We start from the raw sequence: 18215 nt of genomic DNA on the forward strand, positions 1-18215 counted from the left end.
TCATCGCAGGGGCAGGGTCGGTCTTGGCATGGTCAATGGGCCTCTGAATCGACGGGTGCCTCCAGCAAGCACTGCTGCACGTGGGCATAGGGGGCGACATCAAGCTCTTGGATCTCGGCCACTGCGCAGACGTAGCCAGCCGAGTGAGCCCTGGCTCGCAAATCCTCCAACCGCGGCCACACAGCCTCGGCAGAACCGCTGTCTGCCAGCCAGAGATGGTCTGGTAAAGCCTCAGAGGCCAGCAATTGATCCAGATCTGAAGCCCCACCCCAGGAGCGCGCTGGCTGGGCCATCCGACCAGCCGCCACCTCCATGCGGTCACTGAGGTTGAACAGACGCTCTCGCCGGGAAAAGCGAAGGGGCTCTGCGGCCAAAGCACGGCTGACCAACTGAAACTGGTCTGCTCCCCGAGCACTGTGGCCACCCACCATCGGATCTAAATCGCGGAAGCTGTGCCACCACCAACTGATCACGAGCGCCGCAGCAGTGAGGGCCACCAACCAACGACCCAGCTGTGTCAACGGCAAAAGCGCCAGCCGCACCGACAACCAGGGAATCATGGCAGGGAGCAGCACAACGAAATAGCGACTGAACACCAGCGGCTTCCAAAACGAGATCGTCACCACACCGACCACCATCAGCAAGCTGGGGCCAAGACCGCTGTCGTCTGTCAAAGCGAGCGGGGAACGTGCAGAGGCCCTGCGCTCAGCCCTGCCTGCGTTCAAACCACTGCTCGCAATGGCAGCAGCCACAAGCAGCAACACGCCCAGCTTTGGCAGAGGCCAAAGGCCCAGAGCCCGGGCCAGGGTGTCCTCCAGCAGAGCGAAATCGGGCCGACCGATCCAGGCACCTGTGCCACTGCGCAGGAGATAGGCCGAGGCATACGCCATCCAAAGCAAAGCGGGGAGAAGCCCAGCGGCAGCAATTAAAGAGACGCGCCGGCCTCGCCAGCCATCCCAGACAGCGGTGGCAGCAAACAAGAAAAGTCCGTAGTAGTGCGTGAGTGCCGCCAACATGACGCTGAGGCCATAACCCAGCCACTGATGGCTCCGGCGCCACCACCAGGCCAAAGCCACCAACAGCACCAAAAGGGCATAGCCCTTGCCCTCAATCGAAAAGCGCACGGGGTAGGGCGAGCAAAAAGCCATCAGAGCGGCGGCGGCCACTGCAAGCCGCGGCCTAGCTAACGCAAGCTGGCTGGCAAGAGCTCGAGCCTGGGCGGTGATGAGAAGGCCCCCCGCCAGGTAAGCCAGCCAGGACAGCAGACGCAGCGTGACCGCAGAGGCGGGCAGCAGCTGGCCCCAGATCCACACCAATGAGTAATAAAAAGGCGGATGGGTATCGAGCCGCAACATCGCCAGCAGGGCGTTGTAACTGGGCTGAAAACTCTTGCCCACGGTGTAGAGCTCATCGCTCCAGAGATCTGTGGCATCGATCAGGGCCAAAGCCCGAAGGGCAAACGCACTGCAGACGAACACCACCACAGCCATGACCCAACGGCTTCGCCAGGCCGCCATCTCGCCGCTCATCGCATCGTCTCCAGGCGTTGCAGCCGAGATCGGCGCAACGCCTCCCCGAGCTGGGGGCCGGGTTGGAGTCCTGCAGCGATCAACTCACGCGCCGTCTGCGCTGGTTGCACATGACGCCAACGCCCCCACCATCGCAACAACGGCCTCCAGCAGGGACTCATCAAGGCCACCTCCAGCGCCACCACCTCGGCACTCCAGGGCCTGACTTCCAAGGCCTCGCTCCAACGGGCTGCAGACCAGCCATGCCAGGGAGAAGGCAACACCTGCTCGGCCAACCAGGCTTGAAAAGCCAGGTGTTGATCGATCCAGCGCTGCTGCTGCAATGGCAATTGCAGTCGCTGGGCCAGAGCCAAGGGGGCAGCGGAGGCCGCCACCAGGGCACAAATCAGGGGCACGCCCAACCGCTCGGCCCACCGCAGACGAAGCACAAGCAATCGGTCGTTCTGGAGCTTTCGGTCAAGCAGGGGCAGAGCACCCCAGTCCTTTAAGTGACTGATGGCTTGCTGCCAGGGCTCCTGATCAAACAACAACTCCAGCTCCATTCGTAAGCGGGTGCCCAGGGCGGGGGGCACCCCATCCAGCGCATCACCTGGGCGCCAATGCCACGGCCAAGCCGCCACGGTGACTTGGACCTGTCGCAGGGCCTGGAGCCCAAGGCCAAACCCAAGCCGGGCGGCATAACGCGCCCCCCGCACCACGCGGGTGGGATCGTCCTGCACACTTCCCTCGTGCAGGAAGTTCAGCTGACGGGCAGCGAGATCGCTCTGACCCCCGTGAAGATCCAGAAGCTCTTGCTCAGTGCCTTCACCACCCAGCACCAGCGCCATGGCATTGACCGTGAAGTCGCGCCTCGCCAGATCGTTGATGAGCAGACCTGGCTCCACCACAGGATTGAAGCCAGGCGCGGGGTAAAGCTCCTGGCGAGACTGCGCCAGGTCCAGCAGCACACCATCGAGCACCATCTCCACCGTGCCGAAACTGCCATGCACCCGCAGCTCCGGGACCCGCTCAGCACCAAGCCGTTGGCGTAACCCGTTGGCCAGGGCTTCGGTGCTGCCCTCGACCACAAAATCCAGATCCGGGAGGTCACGCCAGGCAGCCCGGTGGCTGTGATGAAGAAGGGCATCGCGCACTGCACCACCGACCAGAGCCAGCCGCAAACAACCCTGCAGACGCGCCTGCTCCCGCAACGCCACCAGCACACTCTCAGGAACACCAGGCAGGTCCACAGACAGCTGATCAGCCATGGGATGCCTCCATGCTGCCGTCTGCCACCGGTTGATCACAGAGTTGGCGCAATTGCAAGGCCAACTGCTCGAACTGAGCGCGTTGGAGATAGGCCTGCCGGAGTGGGGAACCGCCACCTGCCGACAACACAGCATCCGCCTGAGCAATTTGTAAGCAGTGTTGAATCTGCAGGCACCACTGAGTGGCCGATGCCGACAAGGGCAGATGCCAGACGCCCTCCACACCAGATTGAAAGTCGGCCGCAAACCCTGTGGGAACCGACAGCATCAAGCAACCACTGGCCAGTGCTTCTAGAAACGACACTGGCCCACCCTCCTGCGCCGACACCGAGCAAACCAGCCGGGCCTGGCGGTAGATCGCCCCAGAAGCTCCATGCGGCAGATCCATCAGTTCAACAGCTGAGGGGAGGGGATACTCACAGGCCTGCCAACCGCTACCCAGAAGCACCACCCGAAGACCCTGCTGATGCAGCAATCCCACCAACTCGCACAGCAGGGCAAAACGCTTGCGCTCGTGATAACCGGTGTTGGTCTTGGGCACATAACGCCCCACCAACAACACCTCGAATGGACGCTGGTCCAGAGGTGGGCCAGGAAAAAACTGACCTGGGTTGTAGCCCGCAGGGAAGCGGTGCAACCGCTTTGGCTCCACCCCCGCGATGCGCAGTAAAGCCTCTTCCTGACCATTCAGCGCCAGTACGGCATGCAGCCTGTTGAGATCAGGCAGCGCCACTCCGATGCGGACATGACTGAGGTAAAGGATCACTCGCTCCGCCGGAATCCCATCGCGCAACAAACGCTGCAGATGGCCCTGGAACATCACCACCACCAAGGCATTGGCCCCCTCCATCGCTTCAGCAAGGCTGTCGCGATCGGACGCCACATGCAATTCGGGGGCATGGTCTACACCCCAGACTGATGTCGCGATGAGATCCCGCCAGAGGAACTCGAGGATCCAGCCCTGGGAACCCTCGGTGAGATAGGCGATCAGACGGTGAGGCCCCTGCGCCGAACAACGCACCGGTGGCGGCCAACGCTTTGGGGCCGGAAGCCCAAGACCGAAACGGAACCAAGCGCGAACTCCCATTCAGCTGCAGGCCTGCTCCTTCCAATGGGTGCTGGAGCGCTTCATAAGCGAGATCGTTGCCGGCGTCATCAACCAAACGCTTACCACTGAACAGCGACCAGCGAAATATCGAACTATCCATGTGCCGCAGCAGCGCATTGTCATGGCAAACCTGATCCGGAGCCTGTTCAGCGCACATTTGCTCCATCGCTTAGCCATCACAGTGGCTGGCCGATTCAGGCGCTGCGCAATCACACCCCTCAGAGGCCCAGGCAGGGCCTGAAACAAGGAACATCCCGCTGGAGTCACAACGGCACTGCTGTGCCGGTGACCAGCAAAAGGCCAAGAGCAGCACGAGGGCTCAGAATTGATTCACGCAAACGCCATCTGATTTGTCTGCACTCACCCGCTGCCTGCAGGAGGAAGCAGCTGCCATCGCTGCCGCGGCTGACCGTCTCAGTGCCGATCAGGTGGAAGGGGCCTTAGCTCTGCTGGAACGCTGCGCAGACCTCAAGGCCAAGCTCGTGATCACTGGAGTGGGTAAAAGCGGCATCGTGGCCCGCAAGATCGCCGCGACCTTCTCCTCCATCGGCCTCATGGCCCTTTACCTCAATCCCCTTGATGCCTTGCACGGGGATCTCGGTGTTGTGGCCCCCGATGACGTTTGCCTATTGCTCTCCAACAGCGGTGAAACCAGCGAGCTCTTGCAGGTGCTCCCCCACCTCAGACGGCGAGGCACAGCACGCATTGCCCTGGTGGGGCGGGCAGCATCATCCCTGGCCCAAGGCAGCGATGTTGTGCTGGAAGCCTCAGTCGATCGCGAAGCGTGCCCACTCAATCTCGCCCCCACAGCAAGCACAGCCGTGGCCATGGCCATTGGGGATGCCCTGGCAGCGGTGTGGATGGAGAGACGGGGCATCTCTCCTGCCGATTTCGCCATCAATCACCCAGCCGGCTCACTGGGCAAACAACTCACCATGACCGTGGCCGATCTGATGGTGCCTGCCGAGCAGCTACCAGCCCTCGACCCAGGCACTCCTATGCCTGAGGTCATCAGCCGACTCACTCAGGGAGCAATCGGTAGTGGCTGGGTGGAAGATCCCAACCATGCAGGACAGTTGATCGGGCTCATCACTGACGGTGATCTGCGACGGGCACTGCGAGACCACAGCAGTGACACCTGGTCGAAGCTGAGAGCCAGCGATCTGATGACGGCCGATCCCATCACCGTGACAGCAGAGCTCATGGCTGTGGACGCCATCCAACGCATGGAACACAACCGGCGCAAACCCATTTCCGTGCTGCCTGTGGTGAATGCTGCCGGAGAACTGGAAGGCCTGCTGCGGCTCCATGACTTGGTCCAGGCAGGGCTGACGTGATGCTGCAGCTCGAGGAGCACCACGGGCCAACCAACCAGTGAATCCACAACAAAGCAAACCCAATCCAGCTCAAAAACCACGAATCGACTCGCTCGACGTGATGCGTGGCTTCAGCATGTTTTGGCTGATCGGTGGTGCAGCACTGATCAAAGAAATCGCCGTCCACAACCCATCAGCCCTAGGCATGGCTGTGCAAATGAGACACGCCGGATGGCAAGGGTTGAGATTTTATGACCTCATCTTTCCCCTCTTCATCTTCACCTCAGGCGCGACAATACCGTTCTCGATCGCCCGACTCAAAGACAAGAAAATACCCAATTTTCAGATTGCTGGAATTGCCCTGAAGCGCACAATAATTCTCATGATCATTGGCGTCATCTACAACGAATGGCACGGACACCAATTTTTAAATCCAAGGCTTTGCAGTGTTTTAGGTCAAATTGGTGCCAGCTATTTTATTTGCACCTGCATCTACATTGCCAACCGCAGGAGCAAGGGGCTTCTGGCATCAATCGGCGCGATCTGGCTCCTCATCGCCACGCTTCAACTGCTGCCAGCAAAAGCATCGCTCGATAAAAACATTAATCCCAAAAATAACATCAATAGCTGGATTGATTCGACATTCATTCCTGGCCGGCTACTCAACAAGAGCTTTGACCCAGAGGGGCCTTTAAACTGGATTTCCGCTTCTTCTGTATGCCTCCTGGGCGCCTGGACCTCTAGCCAACTCGCCGCACAAAATAGAAAGAGAAAGGGCCTTAAAAGTCCTGTCTTAAAAGCGATAATTCTCGGAATATCACTCATTGCCGCTAGCCTCTTGGCTGATAACGTCTACCCCATTGTCAAAAACATCTGGACCGTACCATTCGCAGCATTGACAGGCGGCATTAGCATCCTTTTCTACCTCTTAATTTATTACATCACTGACATCAAAGACTTTAAAAAGCCATTTTTTATGTTCAAAGTGATCGGAGCCAATTCGCTTATTGCATACATTTCACTCCGTTTTTTTGACTATGAGCAATTCACGAATGACTTAGGTGCTCAGTTATCAAGAATTTTCGAAATTGACAGCGCAATTCCAGAAATTTTGATCACCATGATTGCCACCCTCAGCCTATTGTATTGGCTATACAGGAGTAAGTTTTTCGTGAAAATCTGAACTCAACGACCCCAACGATTCACCGACTTCATCTGCTGTGCGCATCGCTGACATACACCCAAACCTGGCGCGATACCTCCCAAGACGATGTCAATGGTTTTTCCTGAAGAAATCCCTTCGCCGCACTCACTTGTTGGTGCTTGACGTCGATGGAGTGCTCACCGATGGGGGCCTCTGGTTCGACCCCAATGGGTTGCTGCAGAAACGCTTTGATGTGCGTGATGGCCTTGGTATCCGCTTACTGCAACAGGCGGGCCTGCAACTGGCTTTTCTGAGCGGCGGCAAAGGTGGCGCCACCGAGGTGAGAGCCCGGCAACTGGGCATCGAATACTGCCTCGTGGGCATCAAGGACAAACCTGCCGCCCTGCAAAAGCTGCAACAACAATTAGGTGTCACAAAAGCCACAACCGCTTTCATCGGTGACGACCTCAACGACCTGGCCGTGCGCCATCAGGTTGGACTGCTGATCACACCAGCCGATGCTTGCCCTGCCTTACAACGGCAGGCCGACGGGGTGCTGCTTCGGCGAGGTGGTCATGGCGCCGTGCGCGAACTAGCCGAACACATCCTTAAAGCCCGAGGCCTTTGGAGTGATCTGAGTCGCAACGGCTGGAGAGACCGCAATGACTGATCTCAGCTCCGACAATCCCGGCGTGTTCCTGCTGGGGGTGGGTGCCCAGAAAGCAGGCACATCCTGGCTGCATCAGCAGCTGAACAGCCGCCCTGACGCCGATTTCGGCTGCCTGAAGGAATATCACGTTCACGATGCCCGCAGCATTGCCGAGTTGAAGCGATTCCGTCAGCTCCAGTACAAACCTCTGCGACCGCGCTCCTGGGTTCAGCCCCGCAGTTGGCTGCGCCAGTGGTTCATCCATCACCCGAGTCACTACGCGGAGTATTTCAACTGGCTGCTCAAGAGGCCTCGACTGCGGGGGGCGCAGATCAGACTCACCGGAGACATCACCCCCTCCTATGCCCTGCTGAGTGCAGGCACTCTGAAGGAGATCAACACCAACTTCCAAGAGCGCGACATCCCAGTGAAACCAGTGTTTCTGATGCGTGATCCGATCGAACGACTGATCTCCAGCCAACGCATGAAACTGCGCAAGCAAGGTCTGCGAGATGCTGCAACAGAAGTGGCAACTCTGCGCAAACGGGTGGCCAAAGGGCGTGGGCTTCGCAGCAACTACGGGCAGACCCTCGACGCCCTCGACAACGCCTTTGGCTTGGACCACTGCTTCATCGGCCTGTTCGAAACCCTGTTCACCGAAACCACCTATGCCGAGCTCTGCCGCTTTCTGGAGATCCCTTATCTGGAACCCGCCTGGGGAGAGAAAGTCAATGTCAGCGCAACAGCAACTGTGATACCCGATGACCTGCTGGCGGACATGGGCCGCCAACACGCCGAGGACCTCGAACGGGCACAGCAGGCACTACCCGACCTGGACGTCCAGCGGCTGTGGCCAACCACCAGCCGCTGGTCTCAGTCCTGAGCGATCACCATCAGGCAGCCCGACTCCAACTTCTCACTAGCAAGGCAATTTATGAGCACGTCAATCGTCATCCCTTGCTACAACGAAAGAGAGGCAATCAGGGACACTATTGAACAACTGATTGGCACCATTCACGAGTCAAATCTTCAAGATGTAGACATCATCACTGTCAATGATGGTTCGACAGATGGTTCCCAGCAAGTCCTCAACGCACTTCAGGATGAGTACAAATCACAGGGATTGACTGTTCTTCACCACAGGCGCAATCAGGGGTATGGAGCTGCATTAAAATCAGGAATTCGCCGTAGCCAAGCCGACTACATTTGCATCACCGATGCCGATGGCACCTATCCAAATGAGAGAGTTCCGGAACTGATCCGAGAGGCAACGTCTAACGACTTAGACATGCTCGTAGGCGCAAGAGTCGGCCCCGACGTGGACTACTCAAAAATCCGGTCAATCCCCAAGGCAATTCTCGTGCCATGGGTCTCATTTCTGTGCGGAACCGACGTGCCGGACATGAATTCAGGGCTTCGAGTCTTCAGGCGACCCTTGGCACTGCGCTACATGAGCCTGCTTCCAGACGGCTTCAGCTTCACAACAACAATCACCATCTGCCTGCTAAGGAATAAATATTCCGTTCAATTCACACCAATCCGATATTCGAAGCGGATCGGGAAAAGCCATATCAAGCCTTTTAAAGACACATTAAGGTTCAGCCAACTGATCCTGCGCACAGGGATGTATTTCGCGCCAATCCGACTTCTCTCGCCACTCATTGTTGCTCTTACCGCTCTTTTCATCATCAGCGCTTTTTACGACGTTTTAGCTTTGAACAACTTGACCGACAAAACAATCCTCCTGGGGTTCGCAGGCCTGAATGTTTCCATGTTTGCTCTGCTCGCAGACATGATTGACAAGCGAAGCAATTAATCTCAACGACAGCGCAAACCAACAAGAGATTGATGTCCCGCTTGTTCGCGATCAATCAAACGTGAGAAGCAATCGACAGCAACCATGACCATGCACACAAGAGCTATCGGAATGAGTGGTCTTGAATAGCGCGGGATAAAATGGCTTGTGATTGCATACATCCAAAAATAACTCAACGGCACAGCACTCACAAGAATCCAACCGATACGTTTTTCGCACCAACCGATCAGAGGAGCAGCAAACAAACAGGCAAAAGCTGAAAAATTTAAAAACGCGTCTCCCCAGTGATTAATTTCAAAAGGCCATAAACCCCTCCATCCAAAGGAAGGCGTTGCCATCAGATGTCGCAGGGGATTATTCACGATCCTTTGGATCGCAAAGTCTTTCTTTTCTTCGCGCGTCAACCCCAGCAATCGTGGCAATGCTCGTTTCCCACGTTGATAAAATGATCGAACATCTGCATACCGCGATTGGGCAATCGCTTCGTTATCACAGTCCAGAGATCGTGCAAAAACATGCAGCGAACCACCGCACTTAAGATCGCTTTCGCTGATGCCAAATGCCGAAAAAATTTCAGCTTCCTGGAAAAATACTGGCGAAAAAGCAAAAAATGAATGAGCAAGCTGCTGGCGATCCATCTCGTTATAAACCGATCGTATTAACAACACATCACCAGCACCCTCTGCAATAGCAGTGCTTCCGAACTGATAATAATTACGAGCCACCCAAGGCATCACCACAATCAGAAAACCAAGCGTCAGCGCAAAGAAAGAAGCCCAAAAGCGCTTGCCAACTCGCGTTAGCAACAATGCCAGCACTGGCAATAAAAACAATGCTGAATATGCACCAATTGCCTTAACCAGTGCGATGAATCCAATGAGAATTCCACCAAGAACAGCCCACCGACCCAGACGACTCTCTTGTGCTTTCAGTAAAACCACTGAGATCCAAACCAGCAGAACGCCCGCAACCAATTCTGTATTGAGATTATTGAGCTGAGGCTTCACAAAAAAGTGGTTCGATGCCGAAATCACAAATAGAGAGGCACCGCAGGCAAGCCATGCGGGCTTCAAAACCAACAAAAGACAGGCCCACAAGCCAAAGAAGAGAATTCCAGCGTAGAAAAGATTCAAGCTCTTGGCAAAGATCAACAGGTCAGAGCGAAAGGGCTGCGCTTCCAAATCGAGATACTCTGGAAATAGATTTTTGACGATTCCCAGAATCAATGCCAAAACCAAATTAGGGAAAGGTTCTCTGCGAAATCCGGGCTCTATATCAGCAGAAACAGTCTGCTCACTGTAGATCCCGTGAAGTACATAATTAACCGCAGAATTTAAATTCTGAGTTGCGTCACTTCCAAGACGCTCCCCATCAATCAGCAACCAGTCCTTCGTAAGAATCTGAACGATCAGGGCGACGACCAAGACAATGAATCCACCTCGAAGCCAGTGAGCTAACTGAATGGAACTCAACCTCGAAAGCTGAGCCTTCATGCCGACTGATTCGCCATCCAGCGGGCCTGCGCGAGCTGCTCAGCCGTGTCGACCGACAGCGAAGTCCCTTCCACCTGGAACGTGGCGATCGTGTGGCCCGCTTCGATCAAACGCAACTGCTCCAGACGCTCGAGATCCTCCAGAGGTGAGGTGGGGAGCTGATCCCAGGACGCCAGCACATCACCGCGAAAGCCATACATGCCCACATGGCCCCAGTAATCCGTGTGCTGATGCCATTCAGCCGGGTCCACGTCGCGCACGTGGGGAATCGCGGAGCGAGAGAAATACAGCGCCCTTCCGTCATGGGCCAGCAGCGTCTTCACCACCGCAGGGTTGTGAACGGTGTCGGGCTTGAGCCGATAGACCGGCGTCACCACCGCTGGAACAGGTTCACGCCGGCCGAATTCCTCGACCATCGCGGTGACCACATCCGGGTCGAGAAAAGGCTGATCTCCCTGCACATTGATCACCGCCGTACTGGCAAGCCGCTGGGCGCGCAAGCCGGAATCCCAGGCATCCGCAGGCTCACCCCAGGCGCGGGCCACCAACTGATCGGCCACGGATGCGATCCGTTCACTCCCGGAACTGCAGTCCTGGGATGTCATCAGCACGGGAAACCCCCAGCCCTCAGACAGCTGCTGCAGGCGCGGGCTGTCAGTACAAAGCATCACAACTGCGGGGCCACTGGCCTTAGCGCATTGCTCAAGCACCCGCTGAATCATCGGCTGACCGCCGATCTCTGCAAGCACCTTGTCGGGTAGTCGAGATGAAGCCAGCCGAGCAGGCACCGCCACGACAGACCGCTGGATCGCCATCAATCCCACAGCTTCATGGCGTCATCCCGAGCTCCGAACCACTCGGCTGCCAGAACGCCACCCATGCTTCGCTGAGCCTGGAACCAGGGACCACCCAGGGTCCAGTGCAAAAGCTGCGGGCCGCCTTCCTCTGCCGCAGCTGTGGGTGCATCCTGCACATCCACCAGATGGTTCCAGCCGGAGTCAAGAGCTCCGATCTCATGGTCGCCCTCAAGCCAATGAAAGCGATGCAACTCCAGGCCGCTGGCCGTATTGACGTAGTCAACACTGAGCTTGGTGCAACGGCTGCAATTGAGCAGCATCAGAGAGCTCCAGTTTTTCTTGGGATAAGCGCTCTGCACCTCCCCCAGGAACTTGACCGTCTCCCCTGGGACGTGCTCATGCTGCACACACATCACCCCATAACGGTCATCACGCTGGTCCCAGAGCGCTCGGATATCGGCACGGCAGAGCATGTCGCAATCCATGAAAAGAGCCCAGCCTTCGTATCCCATCAGATGGGGTACCAGAAAGCGGGTAAAGGAAAAGGCGGTGCTCTGCTTGGGATCGCGTTCACGCCTGAACAAGCCCTGGGCCTCCAACTGGGGAGTCACCAACGGCGTGATGGCCAGAGGAGTGGAACTGAACTGATAAAGGCTGTCGATCAACACATTCGTGGCAGCCCTCTCTCGCGGGTCATACCCAATGAAGATTGGAATCGGAGCGGGTGTCGTCACCGGCGGTCTTGATCTATGGCGCAGATTACGGCCCGCTTCGGCATGAGGCCTAATCTTTCGATTCAGCGAACAGAACCATGGCAGCGCAGCGGGTCCGTGTTGGATCGATCACCATCGCCAACGATGCCCCGTTCGTCCTGATCGGTGGAGTGAACGTGCTGGAGTCGCAGGACTTCGCCCTGCAGGTTGCCGGTCACTACGCAGAGGTTTGCCGCGGGTTGGATATCCCTTTGGTGTTTAAGGCCTCCTTCGACAAAGCCAACCGTTCCTCGATTCACTCCTACCGAGGTCCAGGGCTGGAGGAAGGCCTTGCCATCCTCAACGCCGTGAAAAGCGGCTACGGGATCCCGGTGATCACCGACGTCCACAGCCCGGAGCAAGCTGCAGCGGCTGCCGCGGTCTGCGACATCATCCAACTGCCCGCATTTCTTGCGCGGCAAACGGACCTTGTCGAAGCGATGGCACGCACCGGCGCAGTGATCAACATCAAAAAGCCGCAGTTTCTGAGCCCATCTCAGATGACCAACGTGGTGGATAAGTTCCGGGAATGCGGCAATGAGCAACTGCTGATCTGCGAGCGGGGCAGCAACTTCGGCTACGACAACCTCGTGGTGGACATCCTTGGCTTCGGGGTGATGAAACGCTGCTGCGATGGGCTGCCGCTGATCTTCGATGTGACCCACGCACTGCAGTGCCGTGATCCCGGTGGCGCCGCCTCCGGCGGTCGTCGCAGCCAGGTCGTCGATCTTGCACGGGCAGGCATGGCAGTTGGCCTGGCAGGACTGTTTCTGGAATCCCATCCCGATCCGGATCAGGCCCGTTGCGACGGACCCAGCGCCCTTCCCCTGGAACAACTGGAAGCATTTCTGACGCAAGTGAAAGCCATTGATGACCTCGTGAAATCCCTACCAACCCTGAGCATCGAATGACCGGCGCGGCCAGCAAGCAATGGCTTCTGGCCTACAACCAGATCAGCCATGCGGCCGTGCTCTCTCTGGTCGGGTTGATGTTGGCCTGGCTCATGGTGGTGGCCTGTCGCGATCCTGCCCCCGAAGGCCCCAACGCCATACCCCTGCAGCGGCGACTCTGGCTGGGAATGCGTCAGCACCCTGTCGTGACTGCGCTGTTCGCCGCCTACACGCTGGCGATGCTGCACGGCACCAGCTGGTTCTACCCGGAATTCCCAGACCTGTATCAAGGCATCATCAACAGCCCCTTGATCGATAATTTTCAGCTGCACGAGCGCTTCATCGCCGAAACGATGCAGCGCAACAGCTTCCGGTTCTTTCCTCTCGCCCATCAGGATCTGCATGCCCTGAGCTGGTTCACCCCTTACGTGAAGGTGTGGATGCTGGTGAGTGCGGCACAGCTGATCACGATCGTTGTGCTCAGCACACGAATCGTGCAGACGTTGGCGGGTCCACCAGAACGCCCCGGACTGCTGCTGTTGATGGCGCTGATGTTCCTGTTCATTCCAGCGACAGGGTGGGGATTTTTTCAGTTGATTTATTGCGAGCGTCTGCTCACGTTTTTGCTAACCGGCTACGCCTACTTCTTTCTGAGCTATCAGCGGACTGGCCGGCGACGCCACGGGGCCCTCGCCCTCGCCTTCGGTCTGGTGGCGGTGTTCGTGAAAGACATCGCTGTGCTGCTGATTGTGACCCCGGCCTTGCTCCGATGGATCACCGTGGCTGAGACCCGACGCTGGCGCAGCGTTGAAACAGGACTGATCGCCCTGCTACCGCTGGTGGCAGTCGCCTATGGCATCCTCAGTTTTGTGCCCAGCGTGATCGCCGAGGCCACGCCATTCAGCAGCGACGGACAGTGGACCGTTGAAGCCGACTGGCGCCTGCTGACCTTGGTGGGATTCAGTGCTTTCAGGCTTGAGGCCATCATTCGCCGTCGCCAGCGATCCACCCTGCTGGATGGGCTGAATCTGGCATCAATCCTTTACGCCTTGGCCCTTTGGGCCAGCGTCGGCTACCCCTACGCCAGCTTCTGGACACTTCCAGTTCAGCTGGTCACGGTGATGGATCTCGGCTTCATCTGGTGCCGTGGAATCGCACCCCATCTGGGCAAGCGATGGGGCGCTGCAACGGTCACAGGAGTTGGCGCAGCCAGCAGTCTGATGCTGCTGGGTCTCGAGCATCGCGCTCCCGACAGCTTCATCGAGCGGGTAAGCAGGATCAAAGCGACCCAATCGCGCTGGGAACAGACCTTCACGACCATGACGGACCTGGTTCGGCAAACGCGTGAACGAGGCGAAGCCGTCAATGTGATCTTCATGCGCTCCTATTTCAACCAGCACACCCTTCAAAGCCTGAAAGCGGATCGCCTGATCGAATACCACCGCCAGCGAGAGACATTCAAGGTGGTCGAAGGCCGACACAAGGGAAAGGCTTATCAGCCCCAAAGCGGTGACTTCCTGCTGATCATTGATAAGCGCCAGCGCCAAGACCTCGGGCAGAGTGGTGAAGCTTTTGAAGAGATCGCCCGCCACGGCAACAGCAAACGCGGCGGACGAATTTTCCGCCACCGTTGACCGTTCTCACACATGTTTCAGGGGCTTGTTCAAAGGTTCCGCCAGCCCTGGCTCTGGATGCTCATGCTTTGCGCTGCCCTGAGCTGCACAGCACTGGTGGCGTGGATTTGGCTGCAACAGTCGCTGAGCAGCCTGCCATCACCGCGAAGCGAGAGCGGAAAACTGCTTCTGTATCAATACAACCGCAGCTCACACGATCTGTTTCTGGCCTTATTGGGGCTCACGATTCTGGGGTTGCTCTGGTTCAGCCGCGCTGATCAGCGCAAAAGCGATTCAGGCGAGAGCAACCGTCGTGCAACCAAACCCTGGAACCAGCAGCTGATCAGCTTCGGCCGCGAACACCCGCTGGTGCTGCTGCTGTTCATTGCCTACAGCGTGAGCATGGTGAATGGCACCAACTGGCTCTACCCGGAGCTGGTGGGTTGGTACGACGGGATCATCGATCACCAGCTGCTCGACAACTTCAGCGTTCGCTTCGAATTCATCGCTGAAACGATGCTGCGCAACGACTATCGCTTTTTTCCATTAGCCCACCAGGACCTGCATGTTCTGAGCTGGTTCACGGCCTACGTGAAAATCTGGATGCTGGTCAGCGCGGCCGAGTTGATCGCGATCGTGCTGTTGGCCTACCGCTTGATCCAGCGGCTGAGCCCTGCTCCCCCGGCCAAGGGACTACTGCTGATGATCAGCCTGCTGATGCTTTCAGCCCCAGCAACAGGCTTCGCCTTCTTCCAGTTGATCTACGCCGAGCGGATGCTGACGCTCTGCTTCATCGCCTTCAGCACCAGCTATCTTGACGCGCTGCAGACAGGAAACCGTCGCTCAAAGGCACTCACCCTGGTGTTTGCCCTTCTTGGCCTGTTCTTCAAGGAAATTGCCGTGCTGTTGTTTGTCGCACCAGCTCTGGTGACACTGGTTGCCGGGGCTGCAGGACGGTTTAAAGGATTGCCAGCCCTGCGACTTCAAGGAAGGACAAAACTCGAACAAACCGCCCATCTCCAACGCTGGTTGCAGGCTTATCAGCTTGAACTCTGGATCAGCAGCTTGCTGGTGGTGGTTGCCTTGGCTTACGTCTACCTCAGCTATCTGCCGAGCATCTATCACGGCAAGGAGGCCTACGGATCCAACGACGCCTTCCAACTGGACGCCGATCCACGCCTTTGGATTCCCCTGGCATACCTGATGATTCGTGCAGCCAGCGTGTTTCTGCAGAAGAACAGAGTGCAACTGCTCGATGGGCTCAATGCGGCGGCGCTGCTGTATGGAGGAGCGCTCTATGCCCTGGTGGGATACGAGGGCGGCAGCTATATGGCCCTACCCGTTCAAGTAGTCGCCGTACTCGATCTTGCCTTTGCCTGGACCAACTGGGTCGCCCCTCGACTTTCTCGATCCCTGGGCAACGCCAGTGCTGTGGCAGCGCTGGGCGTTATCGGCTGCACCGGCGCCATCGCTCTCGAACATCAGTGGGAGGACAACTTTTTCAAACGCGTGTCCACCCTGAAAACCAGACAAATCTCATGGCTGAAGACCATGGAGAAGATCAATGAGATCACCTTGACCACCAAACGCAATGGCTCTGAAGTCAACTTGATCTTCACCAAATCCTGGTTTCGCCGTAAACGCCATCTCGACCGATTCCATTACGACCGTCTGATCTATCTCGATCCCAAAAGTGGTGAGTACAGCATCGTTGATGGCATCAACAAAGGTGCTGACTACAAACCTCAAAACGGAGATCTACTGATCAACATCGACAAAGGCGGGTTGGGATTTCTCGGTGACGCGCTAAACAACTTTCAACAGGTGTTCCGCTACAGCGAGAGCGTCCGCAATGGCAAGATCTACCGCTACCGAGACCCCGCAACGCTGGAGTAAACCAGGCGGCGATTCAGGGCCGCAACCCAGGGGATGCACAGAGCCAGTTGAGCCACACTGGCTGGAACCGACATCCAAGAACCGTCGTAGCGGATGGCAGCACTGCGCTTCGCGTCAAAACGCATGCGATTGCCCGCCAGCAGGTGGCTGCGACTGAAGCAGCCCGGCTGAAGCATCTGATCCGACATCTCCACGTCCAACCAGCTGCAAATCCGGCGAAGCGTGACTTCAGGCTGGAGAGCCAGTTCCTCATAGCCCAGGCGCAACACAGGGTGGGGACTGCGTTGCAACAAGCGATCGTGGCGGGAATTAACCCGACACCACCGCAACAGCGGCTTCAGACCTGGCATCCACTGCCCCCGTTCACGGCCGTGGCGCGCACGGGAATGCACCCAGGAACGCACATCCCGTGTGAGATGCACGATGCGGATCTCCAGCTCAGGGTCCTGCTCAAACGGAAGCTCAAAATCCCCCTGATAGGAGTCCACCACCCAGGCCGGTGCGGGTTGCTGCGCATCACGGGCAGCCTCGATCGCCTCAAGCAAAAACTGCATCTTTGCGGCAAGCGGCCAATGATCGTGCTCGGGCAGCCAGGCCAGAACAGGGCCCCAGACCGGACAGTCAGCGGCGATTTCGCCGCAGGTGCAGCGGCGTTCGAAGCGCAGATCACCGCGTAAACGGGCTGGGCCTCGATCCCGCTCAGAGATTGATGGCCGTTCAAGAATGCGCGCGGCCTCCCCAAGGCCCACCATGCGCGGATGCGCACCAAGCGCCAGATCCAGAATCGTGGTGCCGCTGTGACCGAGACCGCGGATCAACAGAAGCTTCTTCATCACTGCGAGCCCTCAATCACCTCAAGCAGGAGCGCCGAAACTTGGCGGAGATGATGGTCGATCGTGAAGCTCTCCTGAACCCGACGGCGTCCGCACTCTCCCAGACGTGCGGCGAGCTGGGGCTGGGCCACAAGCTGGGCCATCGCCGCGGCCATGCCGACCACATCCTGCTCATCCACCAGAAAACCGCTCTCGCCATCAATCACCACCTCAGGGATTCCGGCATGACGTGTTGCCACGACCGGCAAACCACTCAGCTGTGCCTCCATCACCGCCACGGGACTGCCCTCACTATCACCATCGCGGGCGACCAGGGAATGCTGAACAAACACCCGGGCTGCACGCATCAATTCAGCCACCTCGTTCTGGGAGCGCACGCCAAGCAGATGCACCCGTTCGCTGAGCTCAAGCGAGTTGATCAGGATCCTGGCCTGCTCGAGTAGCGGGCCATCACCCACCATCCACAGCTGCGGCTGATCATGCCCAACGCCAACTTGCTGGCTGAGCTGAGCAAAGGCACGAATGGTGAACAAGGGCCCCTTCTTTTCCACAAAACGACCCACCGCCAGCAACACCGGACCAACCTCAGCCGGACGACTGCCACCAAACAAAGCACTGTTGGCACCCGATGGACTGATCAGCAAGCGTTCCGCAGGAGCACCCAGGGCCAGGAGGGTTTCGGCCATCGGCTGTGATTTGGCAATCACGCCGGAAGCCAGACGCATCAGACGGCGATAGCGCCCCCTCAACAGTTCCAGTCGATGACGGGCTGAGGCGTCGGAGCCACGGAAATGCACCACCAGGGGCACTTGGCTCCAGCCACAGGCTTCCATCACCCGGACCGCTTCAAAACCAAACTCCACCATCACCACGTCGGGTTGATGGCGACGCATCAGCACCCAGGTGATGCACGACGCCGGCCAGGCCGCAAGACGCAACAGCCGGAGCCTGGTCAGCACCTTGCTCAGCAGGATGGCCAGTCCGTAAGCCAGGCGCCAAGGCTCGTTCAGGGGAAATTCATCACCGAAAAAAGCAGTCACGGCGAAGGGCAAACCTTCAAGATTCGCCCGCACAAAAGTTTCACTGGCTGCGCGACGGCTGGGTGCGAGCACCATCAAGCGGAATCTCTCCA

At 57.8% G+C, this 18215-nt stretch carries 16 protein-coding genes; 8 read left to right on the forward strand and 8 right to left on the reverse strand.

The annotated features are described in order from the left end of the window. Positions 1 to 32: 32 nt before the first annotated feature. From AC6EI9_RS09330 to AC6EI9_RS09340, 3 genes are read right to left on the reverse strand one after another with little or no spacing between them, the layout of a single operon-like run. Positions 33 to 1529 (reverse strand): hypothetical protein, encoded by a 1497-nt coding sequence (locus AC6EI9_RS09330; protein WP_498467521.1) that lies wholly within the window; start codon positions 1527 to 1529, stop codon positions 33 to 35. Then, entirely contained in the window at positions 1526 to 2776 is a 1251-nt protein-coding gene (locus tag AC6EI9_RS09335; RefSeq protein ID WP_498467522.1) for a tRNA nucleotidyltransferase/poly(A) polymerase family protein, read from the reverse strand. Before AC6EI9_RS09335 ends, AC6EI9_RS09330 begins: the two co-directional genes overlap by 4 nt. Further along, positions 2769 to 3863, reverse strand: a complete 1095-nt coding sequence (locus AC6EI9_RS09340; RefSeq protein ID WP_498467523.1) for a glycosyltransferase — start codon at positions 3861 to 3863, stop codon at positions 2769 to 2771. The genes AC6EI9_RS09335 and AC6EI9_RS09340 overlap by 8 nt, the downstream gene beginning before the upstream one ends. Positions 3864 to 4234: 371 nt before the next feature. Between AC6EI9_RS09340 and AC6EI9_RS09345 the strand changes: the two genes are divergently transcribed. From AC6EI9_RS09345 to AC6EI9_RS09365, 5 genes are all read left to right on the forward strand, one after another. Continuing rightward, complete coding sequence (locus tag AC6EI9_RS09345; protein ID WP_498467524.1) at positions 4235 to 5221, forward strand: KpsF/GutQ family sugar-phosphate isomerase; 987 nt, start codon at positions 4235 to 4237, stop codon at positions 5219 to 5221. Positions 5222 to 5258: 37 nt separating this feature from the next. Then, entirely contained in the window at positions 5259 to 6383 is a 1125-nt protein-coding gene (locus AC6EI9_RS09350) for a hypothetical protein (RefSeq protein ID WP_498467525.1), read from the forward strand. 130 nt (positions 6384 to 6513) lie between these two features. After that, entirely contained in the window at positions 6514 to 7014 is a 501-nt protein-coding gene (locus tag AC6EI9_RS09355) for a KdsC family phosphatase (RefSeq protein ID WP_498467526.1), read from the forward strand. Further along, positions 7007 to 7876: a sulfotransferase family protein gene (locus AC6EI9_RS09360; RefSeq protein ID WP_498467527.1), complete on the forward strand. Its 870-nt coding sequence runs from the start codon at positions 7007 to 7009 to the stop codon at positions 7874 to 7876. The genes AC6EI9_RS09355 and AC6EI9_RS09360 overlap by 8 nt, the downstream gene beginning before the upstream one ends. A 51-nt stretch (positions 7877 to 7927) precedes the next feature. Further along, positions 7928 to 8809: a glycosyltransferase family 2 protein gene (locus AC6EI9_RS09365; RefSeq protein WP_498467528.1), complete on the forward strand. Its 882-nt coding sequence runs from the start codon at positions 7928 to 7930 to the stop codon at positions 8807 to 8809. Positions 8810 to 8811: 2 nt separating this feature from the next. Here AC6EI9_RS09365 and AC6EI9_RS09370 read toward each other — a convergent pair whose 3' ends face one another. The 3 genes from AC6EI9_RS09370 to AC6EI9_RS09380 all read right to left on the reverse strand — a co-directional run bounded on the left by AC6EI9_RS09370 (position 8812) and on the right by AC6EI9_RS09380 (position 11833). After that, positions 8812 to 10233, reverse strand: coding sequence for a hypothetical protein (locus AC6EI9_RS09370; RefSeq protein ID WP_498467529.1), 1422 nt, complete (start codon positions 10231 to 10233; stop codon positions 8812 to 8814). 65 nt (positions 10234 to 10298) lie between these two features. Continuing rightward, a complete protein-coding gene (locus AC6EI9_RS09375; protein WP_498467530.1) occupies positions 10299 to 11117 on the reverse strand; it encodes a 3-deoxy-manno-octulosonate cytidylyltransferase family protein in 819 nt (272 codons plus the stop codon). Continuing rightward, positions 11117 to 11833 carry a hypothetical protein gene (locus AC6EI9_RS09380; RefSeq protein WP_498467531.1) on the reverse strand — a complete coding sequence of 239 codons (717 nt, stop codon included), beginning with the start codon at positions 11831 to 11833 and terminating at the stop codon, positions 11117 to 11119. Before AC6EI9_RS09380 ends, AC6EI9_RS09375 begins: the two co-directional genes overlap by 1 nt. A gap of 77 nt (positions 11834 to 11910) precedes the next feature. Between AC6EI9_RS09380 and kdsA the strand changes: the two genes are divergently transcribed. Genes kdsA through AC6EI9_RS09395 form a run of 3 tightly spaced genes read left to right on the forward strand, consistent with a single transcriptional unit; the run spans position 11911 to position 16250 of the window. Beyond that, positions 11911 to 12762: a 3-deoxy-8-phosphooctulonate synthase gene (gene kdsA / locus AC6EI9_RS09385; protein WP_498467532.1), complete on the forward strand. Its 852-nt coding sequence runs from the start codon at positions 11911 to 11913 to the stop codon at positions 12760 to 12762. Beyond that, positions 12759 to 14375, forward strand: coding sequence for a hypothetical protein (locus AC6EI9_RS09390; protein ID WP_498467533.1), 1617 nt, complete (start codon positions 12759 to 12761; stop codon positions 14373 to 14375). Before kdsA ends, AC6EI9_RS09390 begins: the two co-directional genes overlap by 4 nt. A gap of 12 nt (positions 14376 to 14387) precedes the next feature. Next, on the forward strand, positions 14388 to 16250 hold the full coding sequence (locus tag AC6EI9_RS09395; RefSeq protein WP_498467534.1) for a hypothetical protein: 1863 nt from the start codon (positions 14388 to 14390) through the stop codon (positions 16248 to 16250). Here the strand turns inward: AC6EI9_RS09395 and AC6EI9_RS09400 are convergent. Together AC6EI9_RS09400 and AC6EI9_RS09405 are read right to left on the reverse strand one after the other, a co-directional pair. After that, complete coding sequence (locus AC6EI9_RS09400) at positions 16223 to 17083, reverse strand: sulfotransferase (protein WP_498467535.1); 861 nt, start codon at positions 17081 to 17083, stop codon at positions 16223 to 16225. The two genes, AC6EI9_RS09395 and AC6EI9_RS09400, sit on opposite strands and share 28 nt — an antisense overlap. Next, positions 17083 to 18198, reverse strand: coding sequence for a glycosyltransferase (locus AC6EI9_RS09405; RefSeq protein WP_498470001.1), 1116 nt, complete (start codon positions 18196 to 18198; stop codon positions 17083 to 17085). Before AC6EI9_RS09405 ends, AC6EI9_RS09400 begins: the two co-directional genes overlap by 1 nt. Positions 18199 to 18215: the final 17 nt, after the last annotated feature.

Source organism: Synechococcus sp. MIT2312, assembly GCF_059772315.1.